A 21,332-nucleotide genomic window follows, 5' to 3' on the forward strand; every position below is an offset into this window, starting at 1 on the left:
ACGTACCCGCCATAGAGGATCACCTGCCCGCCCTCATCGCTCTGCTGCAGGATTGTGTCGACAGTGGTGCCTCGGTCGGTTTTTTACCGCCCCTCCGTGTTGAGGATGGGGCTAAATACTGGCAAGGGGTGGCGGCAGAGCTGGCATCAGGGGGCCGAAAACTGTGGCTTGCCATTGAACAGCAAGCCGTAGTGGGCGCCGTGCAGCTCTCACTCTGCGGCAAGGCCAATGGCCGCCACCGGGCCGAAGTAGAAAAACTGATGGTACTGCAAACGGCGAGAGGCAAAGGTATTGGCCGTGCGCTGATGCAGGCGATGGAACAAGGCGCCCATGCCGCAGGTCGTTCGCTGCTGGTGCTGGATACTCGCGCCGGTGACACGGCCTCGCACCTCTATCGTCAACTCGGCTATCAGGAGGCGGGCCAGATCCCCCATTTTGCCCTCGGTGCCGACGGCAAGCTGGCTGCGACGGTGATCTTCTACAAGATGCTCTGAACACTCCCCCCGCTTCTCTTATCAAAACAGCAGGGCCGAACTGACCGGCCCAGCTTGTGGCGGCGTGACTTTTTGTTGCAGCAATAGGCTTGCGACAGATAGCAACGGAACAGCCATTGATCCTGTCCCCCTCAAACCTCGCTATCGCTCGCGCCAAAATACAACAAAACCAATAAATTGATTAATTAAGGGATAATACAAGCCCCATTTCTTGTTCATCTCTTGCTTCAGCAGGCGTATCGTGTGAGACCCATTTGATAATCAAATCTATGTTGTTCACTGCCTTGAGGAATAATGGATGCCTACTTTGCCCCGTACTGTCACCTCCCCCAAAAAGTTCATCATCGGCCAACACCTTCTCCCGCAACTCCATGAGCACGTTAAAGATTTTGGTGACAATGCGCTGCTTATCAGCGACGAGTTCATTCTTGAGCGGGTGCAAGAGGAGGCCCTGGCGGGGATCCTGCAGGCAGGGCTCAGTGGAGTGGTCGACAAGTTTCGCTACGAATGCACTGAACAGGAGATCCAGCGTCTGACCCACCTTGCCGAGCAATATGGCGCGAACGTGATTGTCGGGATCGGCGGCGGCAAGACGCTGGATGTCGCCAAGGCCGTGGCCTTCTATTTGCGTCGTCCGGTTGTGCTGTTCCCGACGATTGCCTCCACGGATGCCCCCTGTACGGCACTGGCTGTCATCTACAACCAGTCGGGCGAATTTGAACGCTATCTGTTCCTGCCGCAAAATCCGGACGTGGTGCTGGCTGACACAGCCCTCATTGCTGCCGCCCCTCCCCGCTTCTTTTCCGCAGGCGTCGGCGATGCCCTGGCCACCTATTTCGAAGCGCGCGCCTGCTATCGGGCCGATGGACTCAATCTGGTTGGCAAGCGTCCTTCGCGTACCGGGCTGGGTCTGGCAAAGCTCTGTTATGAGCTGCTGGGGGAAAACATCGAGCTGGCCATGGATGCGATACGCCACCATGTCTCCACTCCGGCGCTGGAGCAGGTCATCGAAGCCACCATCTACCTCAGCGGCGTCGGTGCAGAAGCCGGTGGGCTGGCGGCTGCCCATGCCGTCAACAATGGCATGTCACTGATCGCGGAACTCCATCGTGCCCAACATGGCGAGAAGGTGGTCTTCGGCCTGCTGACCCAGCTGGTGCTTGAGCGCGCCCCGCAACATGAACTTGATGAGGTGCTTCGCATCATCGACTGTGCAGAGCTACCGATGACACTGCAAGAGCTTGGACTCACCCACTTTGATGAAAGCGAGTGGCGCAAGGTGGCGCAGCTGGCTTGCGATCCCCTCGATACTATGGGCAACATGCCGATGACCGTGAGTGAACAGGATGTCTACGCCGCCATGGTAGCGGCCAATGCCATGGCAGAGCGTTATCGCCTCCGCCATCCCCGCGCCTGATTGATTTGCCGCAATCAACACGGCAAACAGCAAAAAGGCTTGCCCATTGGCAAGCCTTTTTCGTCTGCAATCCATCTCTTGTCGGGATAGACGAACGTCTGCGCTGACTCAGGGTAGTTTAACCGCCCGCACTTCAACCTCTGGCAGGGCAAAGGCCTCTTGCGCGGCGATGAGTTGCAGCTCGTAGGCCTGCTGGCGCCAGGTCTCCTGCAGCACGGCATCTACCGCCGCATTGGTACGCTCAAAGGCGCTTACCGCATCGTGGCCGGTCAGCAGGTTGGCCAGCATCAGGGCGCTGATAAGATCGCCAACCCCGACCGGCTGGCGGGCAAAGTCGTAGAGCGGGCGGGCAATCAGGTAATCCCCATCCGGGGTGGCCAGCAGCATCTCGAAGCGGCTCGGGTCTTGCGCCGCGCGGCCCAGATGCTTGACCAGTACCAGCTTGACGCCACGGGCCAGCAGCTGATGGGCGGCGGCGCGGGTCTGCGCCAGATCCGCCAGATGGGTATCGCAGAGGGTCTCCAGCTCCAGCAGGTTGGGGGCCATCATGTCAGCCACCGGCAGCGCCTGCTCGGTCAGAAAACGGGTGACGCCGGGAGCGACGATGCACCCCTTCTCGGGATGGCCCATCACCGGATCGCAGAAGTAGATGGCGTCTGGATTGGCCGCCTTGACGGCGTTGACCACCTTGAGGATCTCGTCACCCTGCTCGGCCGAACCGAGGTAGCCGCTCAGCACCGCATCGCACTGGCCCAGTACTCCGATATTGCCCAGCCCTTCAGCCAGCGCGCTGATGTGTCCCGCCGGCATCGCCATCCCCTGCCAGCCCTGTGCGTACTGGGTATGGTTGGAAAACTGCACCGTATTGACAGGCCACACGTCGACACCCAGACGGCGCATGGGGAAGACGGCGGCGCTGTTGCCGGCACAGCCGAACACCACGTGGGACTGAATAGAGATAACGGATTTCATCGGGATCACCACAACAAAGGATCAGCAAAGGGGGCAATATATCGGATGAAGATATTGGATTGCCACCCTGTCACGGCACGAACCGGCATTTTCCTGATTAAACGCAGGCTTTTGGCCTGAAGCCATGCCATTCGGCACTGCTTTGCATTCGTTTTTTCTGCTCGCTATGGACGGGCGAAGTGGTAGACCCACCCCTCATCCAGTGCCATCCCGGCTGGCGGAGTCAACAGGGCAGGCAGTTGGGCGACCCGACCGCCAGCGGCATATTGCAGCGCCATCAGGGCACACAGCGCCGCATCGTAGCGATCCGTATCCGGCACCACATCGGCAGGCAGCAGTGCCGCCAGCTCGGGTCTGGCAGGGGATGCCTTGCCCGCAACCTTGGCCAGCGCCGGATAGACCTCCAGCACGGCGCGACTGGCCTGCGGGGCGACGGTCGGCACCAGTTGCAGATCAGGCAGATTGGGCAGCATGGAGAGCGCCAGGGTGGCGTTGTTACCGAGCCGGTCGAAGGTGGCCGACAGCGGCTTCTTGCCATATTGCTGATATAACCAGCGCTCGCAGTCGCGATAGGCGTAGGGGTTATCTATCTCACGCTCGGGCACGGCGCAGGAGAGCGGCCGGCCGTTAAGCAGGTCGCGCAAGGCGCGGGGAAAGGCGAGCGGCGCATCGATACCGAGCGCCAGTTGCGGGCAGGCCTCGACCTGTGCAAGCAAGGCTTCGTCCTGCAGGGCCGGACGCAGCAAGGCGGCCAGATCCGGCGCCACCCGTGAGCTCAGGCGAAACAGCGGCGAGACCCCGAGCCAGTGCAAGCGGTTGGAGTCGGCCTGCCAACCCACCACGGCCACCGCCTGGGCGCTGCCCTGCCAGCCCCGCACATCCCAGCCAATTCCGATTGCACTCATCTGCCCTGTCGTCATCTGTTACCTCTGTGTCACGGATAGAAGAGGCACAGGGTAATCAGCCGAGGCGCTTAACGCAAAACGAACCGCCCACTCAGAACGATTTCTGGAAGTTCACCAGCGGCAAAATGGGGAAAACGCCGTTGGCAGCGTAGTTGGCCAACCCGATCTGCAAGCCGTCGAGGTGCTTGGTGGCATTGATAAAACCGAGCTGGAAGGTGGTGCGCTCGGCATAGTTGACCAGACCGACGTTGGCCAGCGCATTGCCTTTGGCGATATTGACCGCCCCCCAGTTGAGCCCCTGTACGTTATTAGTCAGGTTGACCAGCCCGAGATTGACGCCGGTATCCTGCCCCTCATGCCAGTTGACGGCATTGATGGCCACCCCGCCAAACTGGTGGCGCACCCGGCCGGCACCGAGAAAGATCCCGAGCTGCAGGCCACTGAACCGATCCACATCGGAGAGGGCAAACACCGGCAGATCGATCCCCTTCACCTGACCGGTACGACCGTAGAGCAGAGAGGCGCGCGCCCCTTCTACCTGATGGGAGGCGGGCAGATTGACCCCGGGCAGGGAAAACTGTACCGGCGTACTGGCTTGCGCTACGCCACACTGCGTGAGGACACCGCAGGCCAGCAGCAGTCGGGAGAGTGTCATCGGATGCTCCTTGCATTTGCATCAGCAGGAAAAGGAGCATGCTAACAGCCGGGGGGGGACCGAGGGGACAGCGCGAGGGACGCGCTGCGTCATCAGGCGTCCCAGCCAACCGCCAAATGCGGGGTGGCACGCAAAAAGGCCGCCTGTGTCCGGCCATTTTTCACGGCCATCGGCCCCCTTCCCTTTCCTTGCCGGGGTGAACTGCCTAAAATAGCCGCCCTGCCACGTCCGGCATTCATCCAGTTAGAGGATTTCCCATGGAGACGTTTCTGCTCGAAGGTCACCCCTTCGTTGCCTTGTGTGACCTTATCAAGCATCAGGGTTGGGCCGATTGTGGCGGCGCAGCCAAGGCGCTCGTCGCCGAAGGGCTGGTCGAAGTGGACGGTCAGGTCGAAACCCGCAAGCGCTGCAAGATCGTGGCCGAGCAGGTGGTCAACTTCAACGGCATGAAGGTCGTGGTCAAAGAGGGGATGAGCCCGGAGATCGAGTGATCGGCCAAGGCTGATTGCCACCGCTCCGCCAGATCTGCCGGCGGAGCGTTTAATTTGCCTGTACGGGCGTATCTCTTGAGCGCGTCAGCTGGCTTTGATCGAGAGGGTCAATACGAAGCGCGCCATCGCCTCATCTCCATTCAGTGACGGACAGGTGGCCACAACCTGGATGGGGCGGTTGATGCGCTGGCCACTTGCCAGCGATTCGTCGATCATGGCGTCGATCTCCTCCCCCGCCGCGCAATCAAACTGCACATCCCCCTCGGGCCGCTTCAAAAACTCCCCCTGCACATCCTTGAAGGCAAAGTGCACCTTCTTGCGCCGTTGCCGCCCCTTCTCCATCACCAGCAGACCGCCCACCAGATCGGCACCGGTGGCCAGCGCGCCAAAATACATGCTGCCCAGATGGTTGCGGGTTCGCCAGCCAAGGGGAATGCGAATGCGCAGGGCCTTGGCGTTCATCTCTTCGATGATCGGGGCACAAAAACCGATAACGGGAATGTAGCGCCAGGCAAAGAGCCGCAGCGCCAGATTGGCCTTCAAACGTTGCAAATCCATATGCGAACTGATCCGATGAGTTGATGTAAACAACATGTTGCCAGCATGGCCGTCATTGGACAAGGACGCGGATCACGCTTGCCGCTATTTCATTGCCCAAAAAAGAGGGAACCGCAACGGTTCCCTCTTGTGCATTTGCCGGTCGATCAGGCCCGCTTCTCTTCGAGCCAGGCCCCCTGACTCTGCATCTCGAACAGCTGGGCATAGTGACCGCCGAGGGCCATCAACTCGCCATGGCTGCCCCGCTCGTTCACCTGCCCGCGAGAGAGCAGCAGGATCTCGTCCGCATCGACGATGGTCGAGAGGCGGTGGGCAATGGCGATGGTGGTGCGACCGCGGCGCGCCGCCGCCAGCGCCGAAGAGAGGGCCAACTCGGTCTGGGAGTCCACGCTGGCGGTCGCCTCGTCCAGAATGAGGATGCGCGGATCCCCCACCAGCGCGCGGGCAAAGGAGAGCAGCTGGCGCTGGCCGGCGGAGAGGTTCTTACCTCCCTCCTCCATCAGGGTGTTCAAGCCATCCGGCAGGCTGCGCACAAACTCGGCCAGTTGTACCTCGCTCAGCGCCTGCCACAGCCGCCCATCATCGATGCCAGCCCGACCGAGCCGCAGGTTCTCGGCCAGAGTGCCGACGAAGATAAAGGGATCTTGCTGCACCAACCCGATACTGCGGCGCACCGCCGAGAGCGACAGGGTCGCCATGGGGTGATCATCGAAGCGAATGATGCCCTGATCCAGCGGATAGAAGCCCATCAGCAGGCTGATGATGGTGGACTTGCCGCTGCCGGTGTGACCCACCAGCGCCAGCATCTGGCCCGGTTTGGCGGTAAAGCTTATGTCGCGCAGCACCTGCTGCTCGCCATCATAGGAGAATCCCACCCGCTCGAAGCTAACCTGCCCATTGAGCGGGCGCAGCTCGCCGTCGGTGCTCTCGCGGGTTTCATCGAGCAGGGCAAAGACCCGCTCCCCCGCCACCATCGCCTGCTGCAGCTGGTTGAGCTGGTTGGTCATCTCGATAAGCGGCTCAATCATCCGCCCCAGATAGCTGATAAAGGCGTAGAGCACCCCCACCTGAATGGCACCCGCGTGGCTCAGTCCCTCGTGGGCAAAAAGCGCCAACAGGCCGATCAGCACCATCATGTAGAAGAGATCGATAAGCGGACGCAGCAGGATGCCGTTGATCTTGAGACTCTTGAGGCGCGCCGCCCAGTGCTGCTGGTTCACCTCGGCAAAGGCGTTGGCAAAATGGTGCTCCTGCACCATGGCCTGAATAACCGGCATCCCCTGCAGCGACTCGTTGAGGCGGCTGTTGATGTCGGAGAGCAGGCTGCGGGTCGCCCGCACCACAGGTACGCTCAAACGCTGATAGAGCCACATCACTCCGCCCACCGCCGGCAACAGGCAGGCACACACCAACATCAGCCGCAGATCCAGCAACGCCATGGAGATGAGGATGCCGCACAAGAGCACCACCTTCTGCACCAGCAGCCCAATCACCTGCACGTAGAGGTTCATGATCGCCTCAGTGTCGTTGGTGATGCGGGAAATCAGCGAGCCGGATCGATGCTGGTCAAAGTAGCTGGCTGGCAACCGGATCGCGGTGGCAAATACCTGCTCGCGCAAGGTTTGCACCACCGCCTGGGCGATGCGGTTAAAGCGCAGGGATTGCAGGTAGAAACCCGCAGCAGAGAGCACCTGCAAACCGAGATAGCCGGCAGCAATGGCCGCAATGGCGGGCCACACCAGCTGGCGCGGTGTCAGATAGTCATCGATGAACAGTTTGATGAGCAGGGGGCCCGCCACTTCGGCACCGGTTGCCAACAGCAAGCAGAGCCCGGCCTGGATCAGCCAGCGCGGATAACGGGCACAATAGGCGAGCAGCCGTTTGATGGTCGGGTTCACAGGCTCTCCTCCACTGCTTCTTCGAGACGCTGGTAACGCACCATATCTGCATACCAGCCGTTGTGAGCCATCAGGGCGCCGTGGCGGCCACGCTCACTGACTGCCCCCTGCTCCAGTACCAGAATTTCATCGGCCTGTTCCACCGCCGTCATACGGTGGCTGACCAGAATGAGTGTGCGCTTGTGCGCCTTGAGAGCATGCAGGATCTGCTGCTCGGTGTGGGCATCCACCGCCGAGAGTGCATCATCGAGCACCAGAATGGGCGCATCCAGCAACAGAGCCCGGGCGATGGCGAGCCGCTGCTTCTGGCCGCCGGAGAGGGTAATCCCCTTCTCCCCTACTTCGGTCTCGTAGCCTTTGGGGAAACGGCTGATGTCGTCATGCACGCAAGCGATGCGCGCCACCCGCTCCACCTCCTCGCGGCTGGCATCTGGCCGACCGAGGGCAATATTGGCAGCGATGGTGGTGGAAAACAGGAATGGCTCCTGCGGCACATAGGCAAACTGGCTGCGCAGCTCACCCAGCACAAGTTGCGAGATGGGAATATCCCCCATGCGGATCTCCCCCGCAGTGGAATTGGCCAGCCGCATCAGCAGTTTGAGCAGAGAACTTTTACCCGCACCGGTACGCCCGACTATCCCCAGCATGCCGCCAGCTTGCAGGGTGAAATCCACACTCTGCAACAGGGTACGTTGCTCAAGCTGGTACCCCACATCACGGGCTTGCAACGGGAAGGGCGAGACCAGCGCAAGCGGGTGAGCCGGCTCTTCGATATCGCTGCGCTCCCCCAACAGACTTTCAATCCGCGAATAGGCGGCGCTGCCGCGCTCTATGATGTTGAACAGCCAGGCGATGGCGAACATGGGCCAGATCAGCTGACCGAGGTACATGGTGAAGCTGGTGAGCTCCCCGAGGGTCAGTTCGCCCTGCAGCACCAGTGCGCTGCCGCCTGCCACCGCCAGAAAATAGGAGCAACCGATGCAGAGATAGATGACGGGATCGAACTTGGCATCGATGCGGGCCACCGCCATGTTGCGTTCCCCGGCCTGCCGGGTCAGTTCGGCAAAACCTTGATCCTCAAGGGATTCAACGGCGTAGGACTTGAGCACTCGCACACCGGCGAGCGCCTCCTGGGTTTTGTTGTTGAGTTTGGAGAAGGCCCCTTGCGCAGACTTGAACTGCTTGTAGATCTGCTTGCCAAAGCGGTTCATGAAGAAGGCCATCACCGGCAGCGGCAACAGGGAGAGCAGGGTCAGTTGCCAGGAGTACTGGCTGCACATGATGGAGAGCACCAGCACCCCGACCATGATGGAGTCAACCAGCGTCAAGACCCCTTCTCCAGCTGTCATCTCTACCGCCTGGATGTCGTTGGTGGCGTGAGCCATCAGATCGCCGGTACGGTGGCGCTGGTAGAAATCGGGGCTCATCCGGGTGAAGTGGCTGAACAGACGGTTGCGCAGCACAAAGGCTAGCCGGTACGAGGCGCCAAACAGCATGACTCGCCAGGCGTAGCGCAGCATGTAGATGAGCAGGCCAAGACCAAACAACCCGGCCAGATAGCCCGTCAGCGTTGCGCTATCGAGGGATCCCTTGGTAATGCCGTCCACCACCCAGCCGACCACTTTGGGCGGAATGACGGTCAACAAGGCCACCACCATCAGCAGAGAGATGGCGATCAGATATCGCCGCCACTGCTCCCTGAAAAACCAGCTCAATCGTATAAATACGCTCACACCACCAACCTTGCCCTTTTAACTGCCATAACGCACAGATGCAGACAGCATTCTCACGGGTCGACATCAGAAAAGAAAACAATCGCCTCCGGCTGGAGGCGATTTGAATCGAAGGGTCATCATATCCCGAACCAGCGGGTATGAGAATAATTACTATTTAATTCACTGAGAGGGGCGATCATCACCTGTTGTGTAGGGGCTATACGAATTTTCGTGCTGCTCACCGGTCAGAAGAAAGTGGGATACCTCCTCTCTGGTCTGGCTGAATACCTGTTGCAGTTGCTCAAGATCTGCTTCGCTCAGCACCTCGTTTTGCCGCAGCCGCCACTCAAGCTCGCCGGCGACCACCTGCAAACGGGCTGCGGAGATATTGGCCGACACCCCCTTGAGGGTGTGCAGCAGTTTGCACGCGACATCCGGCTGCTGACGGCGCAAGGCCGAGCGGATCTCCCACAGGTCATCCTTGTGCTCCGACATGAACAGCTTGAAGAGGATCTGCAGCGCCTCCTTGTCCTGCTCCAGCCGCTTGAGCGCATCCTGCAGGTCAAGCACGCCCATCATGTCGGGCGGTTTCACCTCCAGCATACCGCTCTGCTCCAGCTCTTGTGGTTTTACCCACTGCAGCAGGTTGTTGTAAAGATCGAGCTTGCTGACCGGTTTGGTGACATAGCCATTCATCCCGACTCCCAGACAACGCTCCTTGTCGCCCGGCATGGCACTGGCGGTCAGCGCAATGATGGGCACATCGTGCTTGTCGACCATCTTGCGGATCTGGCGGGTAGCATCGAGGCCATCGAGCACCGGCATCTGCAGATCCATCAAAATGACATCAAACGGCTGCTCGGCGACGCGTTCCACCGCCTCGCGGCCATTGTTGACCACGGTCACGACTGCATCCACCCGACGCAGATATTCGATAATGAGCTGCTGGTTAACCCGGTTGTCCTCGGCAAGCAACACCCGGGTTCCCTGCAACAGAGATTTGAAATGCTGCTGATCGCCTTGCGCTTCTGCTTGTCGCAAGTGGTGTTCGTAAGAGCTGCCATTGAGCAGCTCATCCACCTTGGCCAGCAGGGAGTTTTCGGTCATCGGCTTGGGCAGGAAATGGGTCAGCCCGATACTCTCCATCTTGCCGTGCAAACCATCTCTCGACCAGGCACTGATCATAAGAATGGGAATACGGCGCCATTGGCTGTGCTGATACATCTCGAGGGCCAGATCCAGTCCATCCTCCTGCCCCATCCGCCAGTCGAGAATAGCCAGCTTCAGGCTCTGTCCCTCTTCCCGCAACACCTGACGAGCACGGGAAAGCGAATTGACTGCAAGCACCCTGACACCGGCACGGGTCAGGATATCTTTCGCCAGATCCAGCACCAGCTCGTTGTCATCCATCACCATCACCAGCGGTTGATGTTCGAAGAAGACTTTACGGCCGGCCACGCCATAAACAGCCTGAGTCATGGGAATATCAAACTGGAACAGCGAGCCGACCCCGGGTTTGCTCTGCACCGAGATCCGTCCACCCATAAGTTCCACCAGGCGCTGGGAGATGTTAAGGCCAAGGCCGGACCCCCCATATTTGCGGGTATTGCTGGCATCAATCTGGGTAAAAGCCTGAAACAAATGAGCCTGCTTATCTTCCGCAATCCCGATACCGGTATCGCGGATACTGAAGCGGATCCTCATGGGATGCGCGCTGGCCAAACTAATCGACACTTCCACCTCACCGCGCTCGGTAAATTTGATAGCGTTATTGACCAAGTTGACCAACACCTGCCCCAGACGCAGGGGATCACCACGCAGGAAAACCGGAACATCTGATGACTTGCAAATGATCACCTCGATATGCTTGCGCTCGGCCAGATCGGCAAACATGCCCGCCAGCGAATCCAACTGCTCGCTGAGATCAAAATCGATCTCTTCCAGCGTCAGTTTGCCTGATTCCACCTTGGTCAAATCGAGGATGTCGTTGATAAGCAGCAGCAAGGTATCGGAAGAGGATTTGATCTTGCCAAGGTAGTCCCTTTGCTGTTGATCCAGCTCGGTTTGCAGCGCCAGCGAGCTAAACCCGATGATGGCATTCATGGGCGTGCGGATCTCGTGGCTCATGTTGGCCAGAAAATCACTTTTGGCCTGTGCCAGCAGACCAGTCTGGTGAGAGAGCTCACTCAGCTTCTGATTTCGCCGCCACAGGGTATAGGCCACCAGACCAAAGCAAATCAAAGCCCCCCCGAGCACCATCAGATAGAAGCGGTTCATCAGTTTGGCGGCACACTCAAGCCGATCGAGCTTCCAGCGCACCAGCGTATCTACCACATGCATGTCGATCAGCCTGTTACGCAACGTGTGATACGCAACCACCTGACGGCTCAGATCAGCACTCAACTGAACCAGAGCTATAACATCTGGCTGATCGCGATAGCGGGTTGTCAATTGTTGCTGCAGCAGGGTCAGCTGCTCCTGCTCCTCTTTACTCCAGCTTTTTTGCAGGAATGACCCCAACTGTGCCAGCTCCTTGAGATTGTTCTGCAAGGTGTCGTCTGCCTGTGGCAGTGCCAGTACCTTGTGCAGTTGCAGCTGGAATGGCTGCTGAATGTACTCTATCGCCATCTCCATGGCATGGAGTTGGGCCAGCTCCATCAGATAGGAGTCCATATCCTGCAACAGAGTCTGGGAAAGGGGAAAAGAGATGAGCAGTGGATCACTGCGAACCATACGCACAAAGCTATCCAGATTTGCAGATAACTGGCTGAGGCGCTGCTGGACGTTGGTGTCATTGGCCTGCTCCCGTCCAAGCAAATAGACGGTATCCGAATTAATCCGGTTCAGCACAACCTCTGCCGCGGTACTCATATCCTCAGCTTGCTGCTGCTGACTGAGCAACTGCCAGCAGTATCCCGAAAACGCGAGCAGCAAGGCAACAACCAGCCCAAGCAGCACACGGTTTTTCCGTGATCCTTTGTTCATCCCGTCTCGACTCTCAACTGTGGTCGCTGAATTATCCTGCAGGGTAATGAACCCCGGGAGCATGATCCACTCCTGCCGGCCATTGTGTTACCGTGACGCGGCGCTGATTGGGCAGTAAATCTCCCCATCAGAATACATCTACAGGAGCCAATTATGTCATTTGTCACTACTTATTGTAGCCACTGCTTTACCAGAAACCGCCTGCCTGAGGACCATATCGACCATTCAGCCAAGTGTGGCCACTGCAAAGCCGCGCTTTTTGACCAGACCCCGACTCTCGGTCGTGACAACCAGTTTGATACTCTCATCAGCTCCGACATTCCGGTTGTCGTCGATTTCTGGGCCAGCTGGTGCGGCCCCTGCCAACAATTCGCCCCTGTGTTTCACGAAGTGGCCCACGAAATGGAGCCACGAATGCGCTTTGTCAAAGTGGATACCGAGCAACAAGCCAGCATCGCTGCACGCTACGCCATTCGCAGTATCCCCACGCTGATGGTCTTCAAACAGGGCAAGATGGTGGCGCAAGTCAACGGTTCACTGCCCAAGAGCATGTTCAAACAGTGGCTGGAGCAATTCGCCAACGTTTGATGGATGTTGCACACATGTTTAATTTCACACCGATTAATCAATCACTCTGTGAGTAGTGACTGATTTTCGGCACACAAGCCTGTTTCATTCAGGTGAAGAGATGTAGTCTCGGCAACACAAAAACAACCATAAATTAACCGAGAGAACATTATGCACACATCTGCTGTACCCTCAGCCTCATCTCGCTGGCTGGATGTCAAATCAGGGATAGTTATCCTGGATGTCCTGCTTCTCTGCGCCATGCTCGCCTGGCTGCCATTTGACCCCATGGTCAACAAGGGGCTGGGCATTCTGGTCTTTATCGCCATCCTCTGGCTGACTGAAGCTCTCCATGTCACTATCACCGCTCTGCTGGTGCCTCTGCTCGCGACCGTGCTCGGGGTCTTTGACATGAGCAAGTCACTCACCGACTTCGCCAACCCGATCCTCTTCCTCTTTTTCGGTGGCTTCGCACTGGCTGCCGCCCTCTCCAAACAGGGACTGGACACCCTGATGGCTGGCAAGGTGATGCATCTGGCCAACGGGCACCTTGGCTGGGGCGTCATTTTGCTCTTCACCATTACCGCCGCCATGTCCATGTGGATCAGCAACACCGCCACCACCGCCATGATGCTGCCACTGGCGATCGGCATGCTGACCCGCCTTGATAGCAAAAAGAATCGTGCCACCTTCGTGTTCGTGCTGCTTGGTATCGCCTATAGCGCCAGCATCGGTGGTATCGGCACCCTGGTGGGTAGTCCACCCAACGCAATTGCTGCCGCCCAGATGGGGATCGGCTTCACCGACTGGATGAAGTTCGGGATCCCGGTCGTCCTGATCCTGATGCCTTGCGGCATTGCCCTGCTCTATCTGGTCACTCGCCCGCAGCTCAACCACAAGGTTGAACTGCAGGATGTCACCATCAACTGGACTCGCGAGCGCAAAGTTACCCTAGCTATCTTCCTGACTACTGTGGTGCTGTGGATCGGTTCGCAACCTATCTCCAACGCCTTTGGCGGGATACCTCAACTCGATACCCTGATCGCCATGGGGGCCATCGTTGCCATCGTGGTCAGCCGGGTTGCCAGCTGGGATGATGTGAACAAGAACACCGACTGGGGCGTGTTAATGCTATTTGGCGGCGGCCTGACCCTGAGCGCCATCCTCAAGGCCACCGGTACCAGCGCCTTTCTGGCGGAACATCTGTCGGCCGTGCTCTCCCACGCCAACATTTTCGTGATCCTGCTGCTGCTCGCCGCTTTCGTGGTCTTCCTGACCGAGCTGGTCTCCAATACCGCGACCGCAGCGCTGCTGATCCCGCTCTTTGCCGGCGTAGCCGAAGCGCTGGGCGTCTCTCCCGTTGTCATGGCGGTTCTCATCGCCATTGGTGCCTCTTGCGCCTTTATGCTGCCAGTCGCAACGCCGCCCAATGCCATCGTCTTTGCCAGTGGCCATATCCGCCAGCAAGAGATGATGAAAGCCGGTATGTCATTGAATCTGGTCTTCACTGTGCTGCTGGCGATGCTGGCTTTCTTTGTCGGCGATATCCTCTGATAACAGCTAGCCCCCAGATAAACAAAACCCCCGCATTGCAGGGGTTTTTTATTGCCGGGAACCGTTAGTTGACGGAGCAGCGTTTCAGGTTCCAGATCCGCTCTACGTAGTCCTGGATGGAGCGGTCGGAGTTGAACTTGCCCATGGTGGCCGAGTTGATGATGGCCTTCTTCGCCCACAGCGCCGGATTGCGATACCAGGTATCGATCAGCTTGTGCGCATCGGAGTAGGACTGGAAGTCCGCCAGTGTCAGGTAAGGATCACCGCCTTCCAGCAAGGAGCGCTTGATGGAAGCCAGCTCACCCGGACGACCCGGAGTGAAGTAGTCGGTATCAAACCAGTCCAGCACAGCCTTCAGTTCTGAGTTCGCATAGTAGAAGTCATACGGGTTGTAACCGCGCCCTTTCAGGGCTTTCACCTCGTCCACATTCAGACCGAAGATGGCGCAGTTTTCAGCACCCGCCTCTTCCGCGATCTCGATGTTGGCGCCGTCCAGAGTACCGATGGTGATGGCACCGTTGAGGGCCATCTTCATGTTGCCGGTACCGGACGCTTCATAGCCAGCAGTAGAGATTTGCTCGGAAACATCAGCAGCGGGGATCAGCTTCTCGGCCAGGCTCACGCGATAGTTCGGCATGAACACCACTTTCAGCTTGCCCTGAATACGGGCGTCATTGTTGACCCGATCCGCCAACTTGTTGATGGCATAGATGATGTCTTTGGCCAGCTTGTAACCGGGCGCCGCTTTGGAGCCAAAGATAAACACACGCGGATGCATGTCATAGTCCGGGTTGGCCAGCAGACGACGATAGAGCGCCATGATGTGGATAAGGTTCAGCTGCTGACGCTTGTACTCGTGCAGACGCTTGATCTGGACGTCGAAGATCGCCTCGGCGCTGACATCGATGCCGATTTCCGCCTTGATGACCTTGACCAGCTTCTCTTTGTTATGACGCTTGATGGTCATGAACTGCTGCTGGAATGCTTTGTCGTCGGCAAATTTCACTACACCACGCAGCTTGTCCAGCTGCAGCGGCCACTCCTTGCCCACCACCTCGTTATAGAGTGCAGCCAGCTCCGGGTTGCAGGCCAGCAACCAGCGACGCGGCGTCACGCCGTTGGTCACGTTGCACATTTTCTCCGGCCACAGCTCGGCATACTCGGGGAAGAGATCTTCCTTGACCAGCTTGGAGTGGATCTCCGCCACGCCGTTCACTTTGGAAGAACCGATGACGCAAAGGTTGCCCATGCGCACCTTGCGTACACTCCCCTCTTCGATGATGGAGAGTTTGGCTTTGATGGCATCGTTGCCGTGCCACTTGGGTTCGACCAGCTCGTTCAGGAAACGGGCGTTGATCTCATAAATGATCTCGAGATGGCGTGGCAACACCTTCTCGAACAGGCTGACGGACCACTTCTCCAGCGCTTCTGGCAGCAGGGTGTGGTTGGTGTAGGAGAAGACCTGATAGCTGATCTCCCAGGCAGCGGCCCAGTCCAGCCCCTCTTCATCCACCAGCACTCGCATCAGTTCGGGAATGGCGATAGTGGGGTGAGTATCGTTGAGCTGGATAGCGATCTGGGCCGCGAAATTGCTGAAGTCGCTCTCATGCACCCGCTTGTAGCGGCGCATGATGTCCTTGATGGAACAGGCGCAGAAAAAGTACTGCTGGATCAGGCGCAGCTCTTTACCGGCATCGGTCTCATCGTTCGGATAGAGCACCTTGGAGATGGTTTCGGCCTGTGCTTTCTCGGCCTGGGAGTCGATATAACCACCGGCGTTGAACACATCCCAGTCAAAAAACTCGGAGGCACGGGATTCCCACAGACGCAGGATGTTGACGGTGCTGCCGCCAAAACCGACTACCGGGATATCCCAAGGCACCCCTTTGATCTTGCGGCCCGCGTGCCACACCTTCTTAAGGCCGCCGTTATCGCCGAAGACGGTCTCGACATAGCCATAGAGGGGGACTTCCTGTACGGACTCAGGACGGCAGATCTCCCAAGGGTTGCCGTATTCACGCCAGGAGTCCGGACGCTCGATCTGGCGACCATCCTGGATCTCCTGACGGAACAGACCGTGTTCGTAGTGGATACCGTAGCCCACAGCCGGATAGTTCAGGGTTGCCAGCGAATCGATGAAGCAGGCAGCCAGACGACCCAAGCCACCATTGCCGAGCGCCATATCGGGCTCTTGTTCACACAGGTCGGTCAGATCCAGACCGAGTTCGCTCAGCGCCTCTTCACAAATCTTGTAAAGAGAGAGGTTGTGCAGGTTGTTGGAGGTCAGACGCCCCATCAGGAATTCAGCAGAGAGATAGTGAATAGCACGAGTATCTTTCTTGAAGTGAGTCTGCTGAGTGCGGGTCAGGCGCTCGTAAACCTGTTCGTTAACCGCCGCTGCGGTGGCTTTCCACCATGCATCGTGAGAGGCTTTCTGTTCGCTTGTTCCCAAGGTAGAACGCAGGTGACGCACGATACTCGCCTTGAGCTGATCTTTATCCAGTTGGAGATCCTGGTCTGTCTTCTTCTTGGTAGCCATAAACCATATTCCTTCGTTACAAATAAAATTGTTATCCCGAGGATCGGGACCGGCGCTGTTGTTATCTCAAAATATGTACCGGCGTGAGAATACTAACGAAAGCCGCACAATTAAAAGTTAACGCAAGTCACACTTTAACCGATGAAAACAGCCCGAAAAGCGTGAAAACCCTTTCCTTTCACCAGTTGATATTCATAAAAAATAACCACCTTTATCAATAGGTTATGCTTAAAGTGAAAATAAAATAACGTGAATAGGTTTTCAACGATTGCCAGGCTTTGAAAATCCTTGAAAATAGGCACTGAAACGGCGCATTGAAAGCGATTTCAATGCGCCGATATATGCTACAAGGCAAATATGAAACCTGCATTGCACCATCAGGTGTGTGCCTTGAACTGATTGCTCAAAGGATCATAGTGATATCCAATCTGGCCCAACCGCACCGCCAGCAGCTCCTCACTCATGTCGTAATAGGCCAGCAACTCCTCCAGCCCATCACATTCAAGCCGCAATTTCTCATTGATGATGCCCAGCAAAATGTTGGCATCCAGACGCAGCAACGTGCTGATATCCATCTCGGCTCCTCCTCTTGACGACCTGTATAACCATGGGTGGTACACCAGTGTTTGTCCATAGAACAAAAAAACACCACCTTTCAATAGATTATTCATCTATTTAAAATCAATCGCTTAAAGAATATTTGCATCGTAGCGATCACATATTTCTTTAAAAACAACTTGTCAGGTACCCAGAACAGAACTACTGTATGCACATACAGCTTGTATTTTCATACAGGATAAAGGATATGAACCAGACTCTGCACTCTCCCTCTGTCGCAATGAGCAGCACCATCAGCCGTCCATGGCCAACAAGGATCCTCTGCAAAGCGGGATCGGCTACAGCCAGCGTGCGTATTCACTCCGATGAACAGTTTCTGGATGAATTGACCCGCATCGGTAACAACCATACCGGATGGATCCTGTTGATCGCCCCACCCGGCCGCCCTGCGGCCAACCGCTTGCAAGAGCGTGGTATAGACCCGAAACGGGTGCTGATCGTACACAGCCCGAAGATCAAGAACTGGCAACAGACACTGGAGCGCAGCCTTTGTCAGGGGCATTGTGCAGCGGTCTTTACCTGGCTGCCCGAACAGATCGAGTTGGATCACGCCAGATTGCAGCGCCTTGGCCAGCAGTCAGGCATCCTGGCCTGCTTCTTTGGTACCAAACGTATGGCTGCAAGCAGTTCACGAATGAGTTATGGCGAGCAGGATATCTATCTCAATCACTGAGCCAGAGTCTAGCTCCTCTTGATAGCGCCTTCTTCACACCCATTTGAGTGAAGATGATGGGCACACAAAGAGTCTGGAAAGAGATGGTTAAACAGACGGTACAATGAACCTGACTCCAACGCAGGCACCTTATGGCTCCAGGCAATATATCGAGTCCACTCATATTTTCTCACCATTGGTACGCTCATCTTGAAATGCCGGGGGACAAGGGGTATAACCACGCGTTTTATCAGGTGTATTAAGTGAGCGGTATGATGCAAGCCCCCTTTTGGCAGACCAAGAGTCTGCAGCAGATGACTGAATCCGAATGGGAATCCCTCTGCGATGGTTGCGGCAAATGCTGCCTCAACAAGCTGATTGATGAAGATACCGAAGAGCTGGTGTTCACCAACGTAGCCTGCAACCTGCTCAACACCAAAACCTGCCAGTGCTCCGACTATATGAACCGCTTCAAGAAGGAACCGGATTGCCTGCAGATCACCCACGACAAGATTGCCGAGTATGACTGGCTCCCCTCCACTTGCGCTTACCGCCTGCTTGCCGAAGGGCAACCCTTGCCAGAGTGGCACCCCCTGCTGACCGGTAGCCGCTCAGCCATGCATCAAGCGGGACAATCCGTACGTGGCAAGGTGATCCACGAAGATGAGGCGGGTGAGTGGATTGACCACATCATCACCTGGGCCAGCTGACACGCTAACCCGCTATTTTCTAGAGACAAGGGCTGCACATGGTGCGGCCCTTGTTGTTTCTGCAAGACATGCTTGCCTATCCGGGTAGAGTATTCACGTTGATTTGACAGACATGACAGACATGCCCGCCCCTCACAACCAGACGCATGCCAGGCAGAGGCAGAGGCAGAGGCAGAGGCAGAGGCAGAGGCAGAGGCAGAGGCAGAGGCAGACTAACAAAACCCTCCAATCCGACAAGATGGGGACATAAAAAAACCGGCGCCTTGGCGCCGGTTTTTACTCACTGCGACTCGATTACAGAGCGGCGGTGAAGGTACGGGTGATGACGTCTTGCTGTTGCTCTTTGGTCAAAGAGTTGAAGCGAACGGCATAACCGGATACGCGGATGGTCAACTGCGGATATTTCTCCGGGTTTTCCATGGCGTCCAGCAGCATTTCACGGTTCATCACGTTAACGTTCAGGTGCTGACCACCCTCTACGTTGGATTCGTGGTGGAAGTAACCGTCCATCAGGCCAGCCAGGTTGGCTTTCTGGGCTTCCATATCTTTACCCAGTGCGTTCGGAACGATGGAGAAGGTATAGGAGATACCATCTTTAGCGTAAGCGAACGGCAGCTTGGCAACGGAAGTCAGGGATGCAACAGCACCTTTCTGGTCACGACCGTGCATCGGGTTGGCACCCGGGCCAAACGGAGCACCAGCGCGACGGCCATCCGGGGTGTTACCGGTCTTCTTACCATATACCACGTTGGAGGTGATGGTCAGAACAGACTGGGTAGCAACAGCGCCACGGTAGGTGTTCAGCTTCTGAATCTTCTTCATGAAGCGCTCAACCAGGTCACAGGCGATGTCATCGACGCGAGCGTCGTTGTTACCGAACTGCGGGTATTCGCCGTCGATTTCGAAGTCGATGGCAACGCCATCTTCGTCACGAACCGGCTTGACCTTGGCGTACTTGATAGCAGACAGGGAGTCAGCTGCTACGGACAGACCAGCGATACCACACGCCATGGTGCGATATACGTCACGGTCGTGCAGCGCCATCAGAGAGGCTTCGTAGCTGTACTTGTCGTGCATGTAGTGGATGATGTTCAGCGCAGCAACGTACTGCTTGGCCAGCCAATCCATGAAGTGATCCAGACGATCCATCACGTCGTTGTAGTCGAGGTACTCAGACTTGACCATTTCGGTTTTCGGACCGACCTGGATCTTGAGCTTCTCATCCATACCGCCGTTGATTGCATACAGCATGGTCTTGGCCAGGTTGGCACGAGCACCGAAGAACTGCATTTGCTTACCAACGATCATCGGGGATACACAGCAAGCGATGGCGTAGTCATCGTTGTTGAAATCCGGACGCATCAGATCGTCGTTCTCGTACTGAACGGAAGAGGTCTCGATGGATACCTTGGCGCAGTACTTCTTGAAACCGACCGGCAGCTTCTCGGACCACAGGATGGTCAGGTTCGGCTCAGGGGACGGGCCCATGGTGTACAGGGTATTCAGCATACGGAAGCTGTTCTTGGTGACCAGGGTACGGCCATCAACGCCCATACCAGCCAGGGTCTCGGTAGCCCACATCGGGTCGCCGGAGAACAGTGAATCGTATTCCGGGGTACGCAGGAAGCGAACCATACGCAGCTTCATGACCATGTGGTCCATCAGCTCCTGGGCTTCTTGCTCGGTGATCAGGCCTTTTTGCAGGTCACGCTCGATGTAGATGTCCAGGAAGCTGGAGGTACGACCGAAGGACATGGCTGCACCGTTCTGGGACTTGACTGCCGCCAGGTAGGCGAAGTAGGTCCACTGTACGGCTTCTTTGGCGTTCTTGGCCGGTACGGAGATATCGCAACCGTACTTGGCAGCCATCACCTTCATCTGTGCCAGGGCACGGTGCTGCTCGGAGATCTCTTCGCGCAGACGGATGGTGGCTTCCAGATTGACGCCGTTTTCCAGGTCAGCTTGCAGGGACTTGAACTGGGCCAGTTTGTCAGCCATCAGGAAGTCGATACCGTACAGAGCGACACGACGGTAGTCACCGATGATACGGCCACGGCCGTAGGCATCCGGCAGACCGGTGATAACACCAGACTTACGGCAGTTCAGGATGTCTTTGGTGTAAACGTCAAACACGCCCTGGTTGTGAGTCTTGCGGTACTCGGTGAAGATCTTCTCGACCATCGGGTCCAATTGACGACCGTACACTTCGCAAGAAGTTTTAACCATCTTGATACCGCCGTTGGCGATGATGGCGCGCTTCAGCGGCTTGTCAGTCTGCAGACCAACGATCTGCTCCAGGCTCTGATCGATATAACCGGCATCGTGTGCGGTAATGGTGGAGGGCAGGTCAGTATCAAAATCGACCGGCGCGTGAGTGCGGTTCTCGATTTTGATCCCTTCCATGACCTTGTCCCACAGCTTGGTGGTCGCTTCGGTCGCGCCAGCCAGGAAGGACTCGTCACCTTCATACGGGGTGTAGTTCTTCTGGATGAAGTCACGGGTGTTGACAGAGGTCTGCCATTCACCGGCCGCGAAGCCTTCCCATGCTTTTTGGAACTGTTCGTTAAGTTCTGCCATTTTTCATTACCTCACACGGTATTGA

The 21,332-nt window shown here is 57.1% G+C and carries 17 protein-coding genes; 7 read left to right on the forward strand and 10 right to left on the reverse strand.

Annotated features, from left to right (window positions below; translation table 11 throughout):
• Positions 1-11 precede the first annotated feature (11 nt).
• Positions 12-494, forward strand: a complete 483-nt coding sequence (locus AACS24_RS01785; protein WP_108572220.1) for a GNAT family N-acetyltransferase — start codon at positions 12-14, stop codon at positions 492-494.
• A gap of 298 nt (positions 495-792) precedes the next feature.
• Positions 793-1,911 carry a glycerol dehydrogenase gene (locus AACS24_RS01790; RefSeq protein ID WP_108572172.1) on the forward strand — a complete coding sequence of 373 codons (1,119 nt, stop codon included), beginning with the start codon at positions 793-795 and terminating at the stop codon, positions 1,909-1,911.
• Positions 1,912-2,019: 108 nt separating this feature from the next.
• Here the strand turns inward: AACS24_RS01790 and pdxY are convergent, their stop codons facing one another.
• From pdxY to AACS24_RS01805, 3 genes are all read right to left on the reverse strand, one after another.
• A complete protein-coding gene (gene pdxY / locus AACS24_RS01795) occupies positions 2,020-2,883 on the reverse strand; it encodes a pyridoxal kinase PdxY (protein WP_108572173.1) in 864 nt (287 codons plus the stop codon).
• A 164-nt stretch (positions 2,884-3,047) separates the two neighbouring features.
• Positions 3,048-3,803, reverse strand: a complete 756-nt coding sequence (locus tag AACS24_RS01800; protein WP_108572174.1) for a DUF429 domain-containing protein — start codon at positions 3,801-3,803, stop codon at positions 3,048-3,050.
• 76 nt (positions 3,804-3,879) lie between these two features.
• On the reverse strand, positions 3,880-4,443 hold the full coding sequence (locus tag AACS24_RS01805) for a VC2662 family protein (protein WP_108572175.1): 564 nt from the start codon (positions 4,441-4,443) through the stop codon (positions 3,880-3,882).
• A gap of 257 nt (positions 4,444-4,700) precedes the next feature.
• On the opposite strand from AACS24_RS01805, the gene ybcJ reads away from it, so the two are divergent.
• Positions 4,701-4,934 carry a ribosome-associated protein YbcJ gene (gene ybcJ / locus AACS24_RS01810; protein WP_033116144.1) on the forward strand — a complete coding sequence of 78 codons (234 nt, stop codon included), beginning with the start codon at positions 4,701-4,703 and terminating at the stop codon, positions 4,932-4,934.
• An 84-nt stretch (positions 4,935-5,018) separates the two neighbouring features.
• Here ybcJ and AACS24_RS01815 read toward each other — a convergent pair whose 3' ends face one another.
• The 4 genes from AACS24_RS01815 to AACS24_RS01830 form a co-directional block, all read right to left on the reverse strand.
• Positions 5,019-5,492, reverse strand: coding sequence for a DUF4442 domain-containing protein (locus tag AACS24_RS01815; RefSeq protein ID WP_162518177.1), 474 nt, complete (start codon positions 5,490-5,492; stop codon positions 5,019-5,021).
• 146 nt (positions 5,493-5,638) lie between these two features.
• The gene (locus AACS24_RS01820) at positions 5,639-7,390 is read right to left on the reverse strand and encodes an ABC transporter transmembrane domain-containing protein (protein ID WP_108572177.1); all 1,752 of its coding nucleotides are present in this window, start codon (positions 7,388-7,390) and stop codon (positions 5,639-5,641) included.
• Positions 7,387-9,123, reverse strand: a complete 1,737-nt coding sequence (locus AACS24_RS01825) for an ABC transporter transmembrane domain-containing protein (protein WP_108572178.1) — start codon at positions 9,121-9,123, stop codon at positions 7,387-7,389. Before AACS24_RS01825 ends, AACS24_RS01820 begins: the two co-directional genes overlap by 4 nt.
• 162 nt (positions 9,124-9,285) lie before the next feature.
• Positions 9,286-12,090 carry a hybrid sensor histidine kinase/response regulator gene (locus tag AACS24_RS01830; protein WP_108572179.1) on the reverse strand — a complete coding sequence of 935 codons (2,805 nt, stop codon included), beginning with the start codon at positions 12,088-12,090 and terminating at the stop codon, positions 9,286-9,288.
• A 153-nt stretch (positions 12,091-12,243) separates the two neighbouring features.
• Between AACS24_RS01830 and trxC the strand changes: the two genes are divergently transcribed.
• Both trxC and AACS24_RS01840 read left to right on the forward strand, forming a co-directional pair.
• Positions 12,244-12,678, forward strand: a complete 435-nt coding sequence (gene trxC, locus AACS24_RS01835) for a thioredoxin TrxC (protein WP_108572180.1) — start codon at positions 12,244-12,246, stop codon at positions 12,676-12,678.
• A 150-nt stretch (positions 12,679-12,828) separates the two neighbouring features.
• Positions 12,829-14,211 (forward strand): SLC13 family permease, encoded by a 1,383-nt coding sequence (locus AACS24_RS01840; protein WP_071914289.1) that lies wholly within the window; start codon positions 12,829-12,831, stop codon positions 14,209-14,211.
• A 64-nt stretch (positions 14,212-14,275) separates the two neighbouring features.
• Here AACS24_RS01840 and AACS24_RS01845 read toward each other — a convergent pair whose 3' ends face one another.
• On the reverse strand, positions 14,276-16,750 hold the full coding sequence (locus tag AACS24_RS01845) for a glycogen/starch/alpha-glucan phosphorylase (protein WP_108572181.1): 2,475 nt from the start codon (positions 16,748-16,750) through the stop codon (positions 14,276-14,278).
• 377 nt (positions 16,751-17,127) lie between these two features.
• Positions 17,128-17,325: a DUF4250 domain-containing protein gene (locus AACS24_RS01850; protein ID WP_181364281.1), complete on the reverse strand. Its 198-nt coding sequence runs from the start codon at positions 17,323-17,325 to the stop codon at positions 17,128-17,130.
• A gap of 230 nt (positions 17,326-17,555) precedes the next feature.
• Between AACS24_RS01850 and AACS24_RS01855 the strand changes: the two genes are divergently transcribed.
• Positions 17,556-18,041, forward strand: coding sequence for a cell division inhibitor (locus AACS24_RS01855; protein ID WP_108572182.1), 486 nt, complete (start codon positions 17,556-17,558; stop codon positions 18,039-18,041).
• A gap of 254 nt (positions 18,042-18,295) precedes the next feature.
• The gene (locus tag AACS24_RS01860; protein WP_033116158.1) at positions 18,296-18,730 is read left to right on the forward strand and encodes a YcgN family cysteine cluster protein; all 435 of its coding nucleotides are present in this window, start codon (positions 18,296-18,298) and stop codon (positions 18,728-18,730) included.
• A gap of 294 nt (positions 18,731-19,024) precedes the next feature.
• Here AACS24_RS01860 and pflB read toward each other — a convergent pair whose 3' ends face one another.
• Positions 19,025-21,307, reverse strand: a complete 2,283-nt coding sequence (gene pflB / locus AACS24_RS01865) for a formate C-acetyltransferase (protein ID WP_033114694.1) — start codon at positions 21,305-21,307, stop codon at positions 19,025-19,027.
• Positions 21,308-21,332: the final 25 nt, after the last annotated feature.

The sequence above is a fragment of the Aeromonas sp. HMWF016 genome, from assembly GCF_963878195.1.
Classification (GTDB): domain Bacteria; phylum Pseudomonadota; class Gammaproteobacteria; order Enterobacterales; family Aeromonadaceae; genus Aeromonas; species Aeromonas lacus.

Bases quoted from the DNA above. Each gene is read 5' to 3' on its own strand.
- ybcJ (WP_033116144.1), top strand. From the start codon at position 4,701: ATGGAGACGTTTCTGCTCGAAGGTCACCCCTTCGTTGCCTTGTGTGAC.
- AACS24_RS01850 (WP_181364281.1), bottom strand. From the start codon at position 17,325: ATGGATATCAGCACGTTGCTGCGTCTGGATGCCAACATTTTGCTGGGC.
- pflB (WP_033114694.1), bottom strand. From the start codon at position 21,307: ATGGCAGAACTTAACGAACAGTTCCAAAAAGCATGGGAAGGCTTCGCG.
- AACS24_RS01830 (WP_108572179.1), bottom strand. From the start codon at position 12,090: ATGAACAAAGGATCACGGAAAAACCGTGTGCTGCTTGGGCTGGTTGTT.
- trxC (WP_108572180.1), top strand. From the start codon at position 12,244: ATGTCATTTGTCACTACTTATTGTAGCCACTGCTTTACCAGAAACCGC.
- AACS24_RS01800 (WP_108572174.1), bottom strand. From the start codon at position 3,803: ATGACGACAGGGCAGATGAGTGCAATCGGAATTGGCTGGGATGTGCGG.
- AACS24_RS01860 (WP_033116158.1), top strand. From the start codon at position 18,296: ATGCAAGCCCCCTTTTGGCAGACCAAGAGTCTGCAGCAGATGACTGAA.
- AACS24_RS01790 (WP_108572172.1), top strand. From the start codon at position 793: ATGCCTACTTTGCCCCGTACTGTCACCTCCCCCAAAAAGTTCATCATC.
- AACS24_RS01840 (WP_071914289.1), top strand. From the start codon at position 12,829: ATGCACACATCTGCTGTACCCTCAGCCTCATCTCGCTGGCTGGATGTC.
- AACS24_RS01815 (WP_162518177.1), bottom strand. From the start codon at position 5,492: ATGGATTTGCAACGTTTGAAGGCCAATCTGGCGCTGCGGCTCTTTGCC.
- AACS24_RS01845 (WP_108572181.1), bottom strand. From the start codon at position 16,750: ATGGCTACCAAGAAGAAGACAGACCAGGATCTCCAACTGGATAAAGAT.
- AACS24_RS01855 (WP_108572182.1), top strand. From the start codon at position 17,556: ATGAACCAGACTCTGCACTCTCCCTCTGTCGCAATGAGCAGCACCATC.
- AACS24_RS01805 (WP_108572175.1), bottom strand. From the start codon at position 4,443: ATGACACTCTCCCGACTGCTGCTGGCCTGCGGTGTCCTCACGCAGTGT.
- pdxY (WP_108572173.1), bottom strand. From the start codon at position 2,883: ATGAAATCCGTTATCTCTATTCAGTCCCACGTGGTGTTCGGCTGTGCC.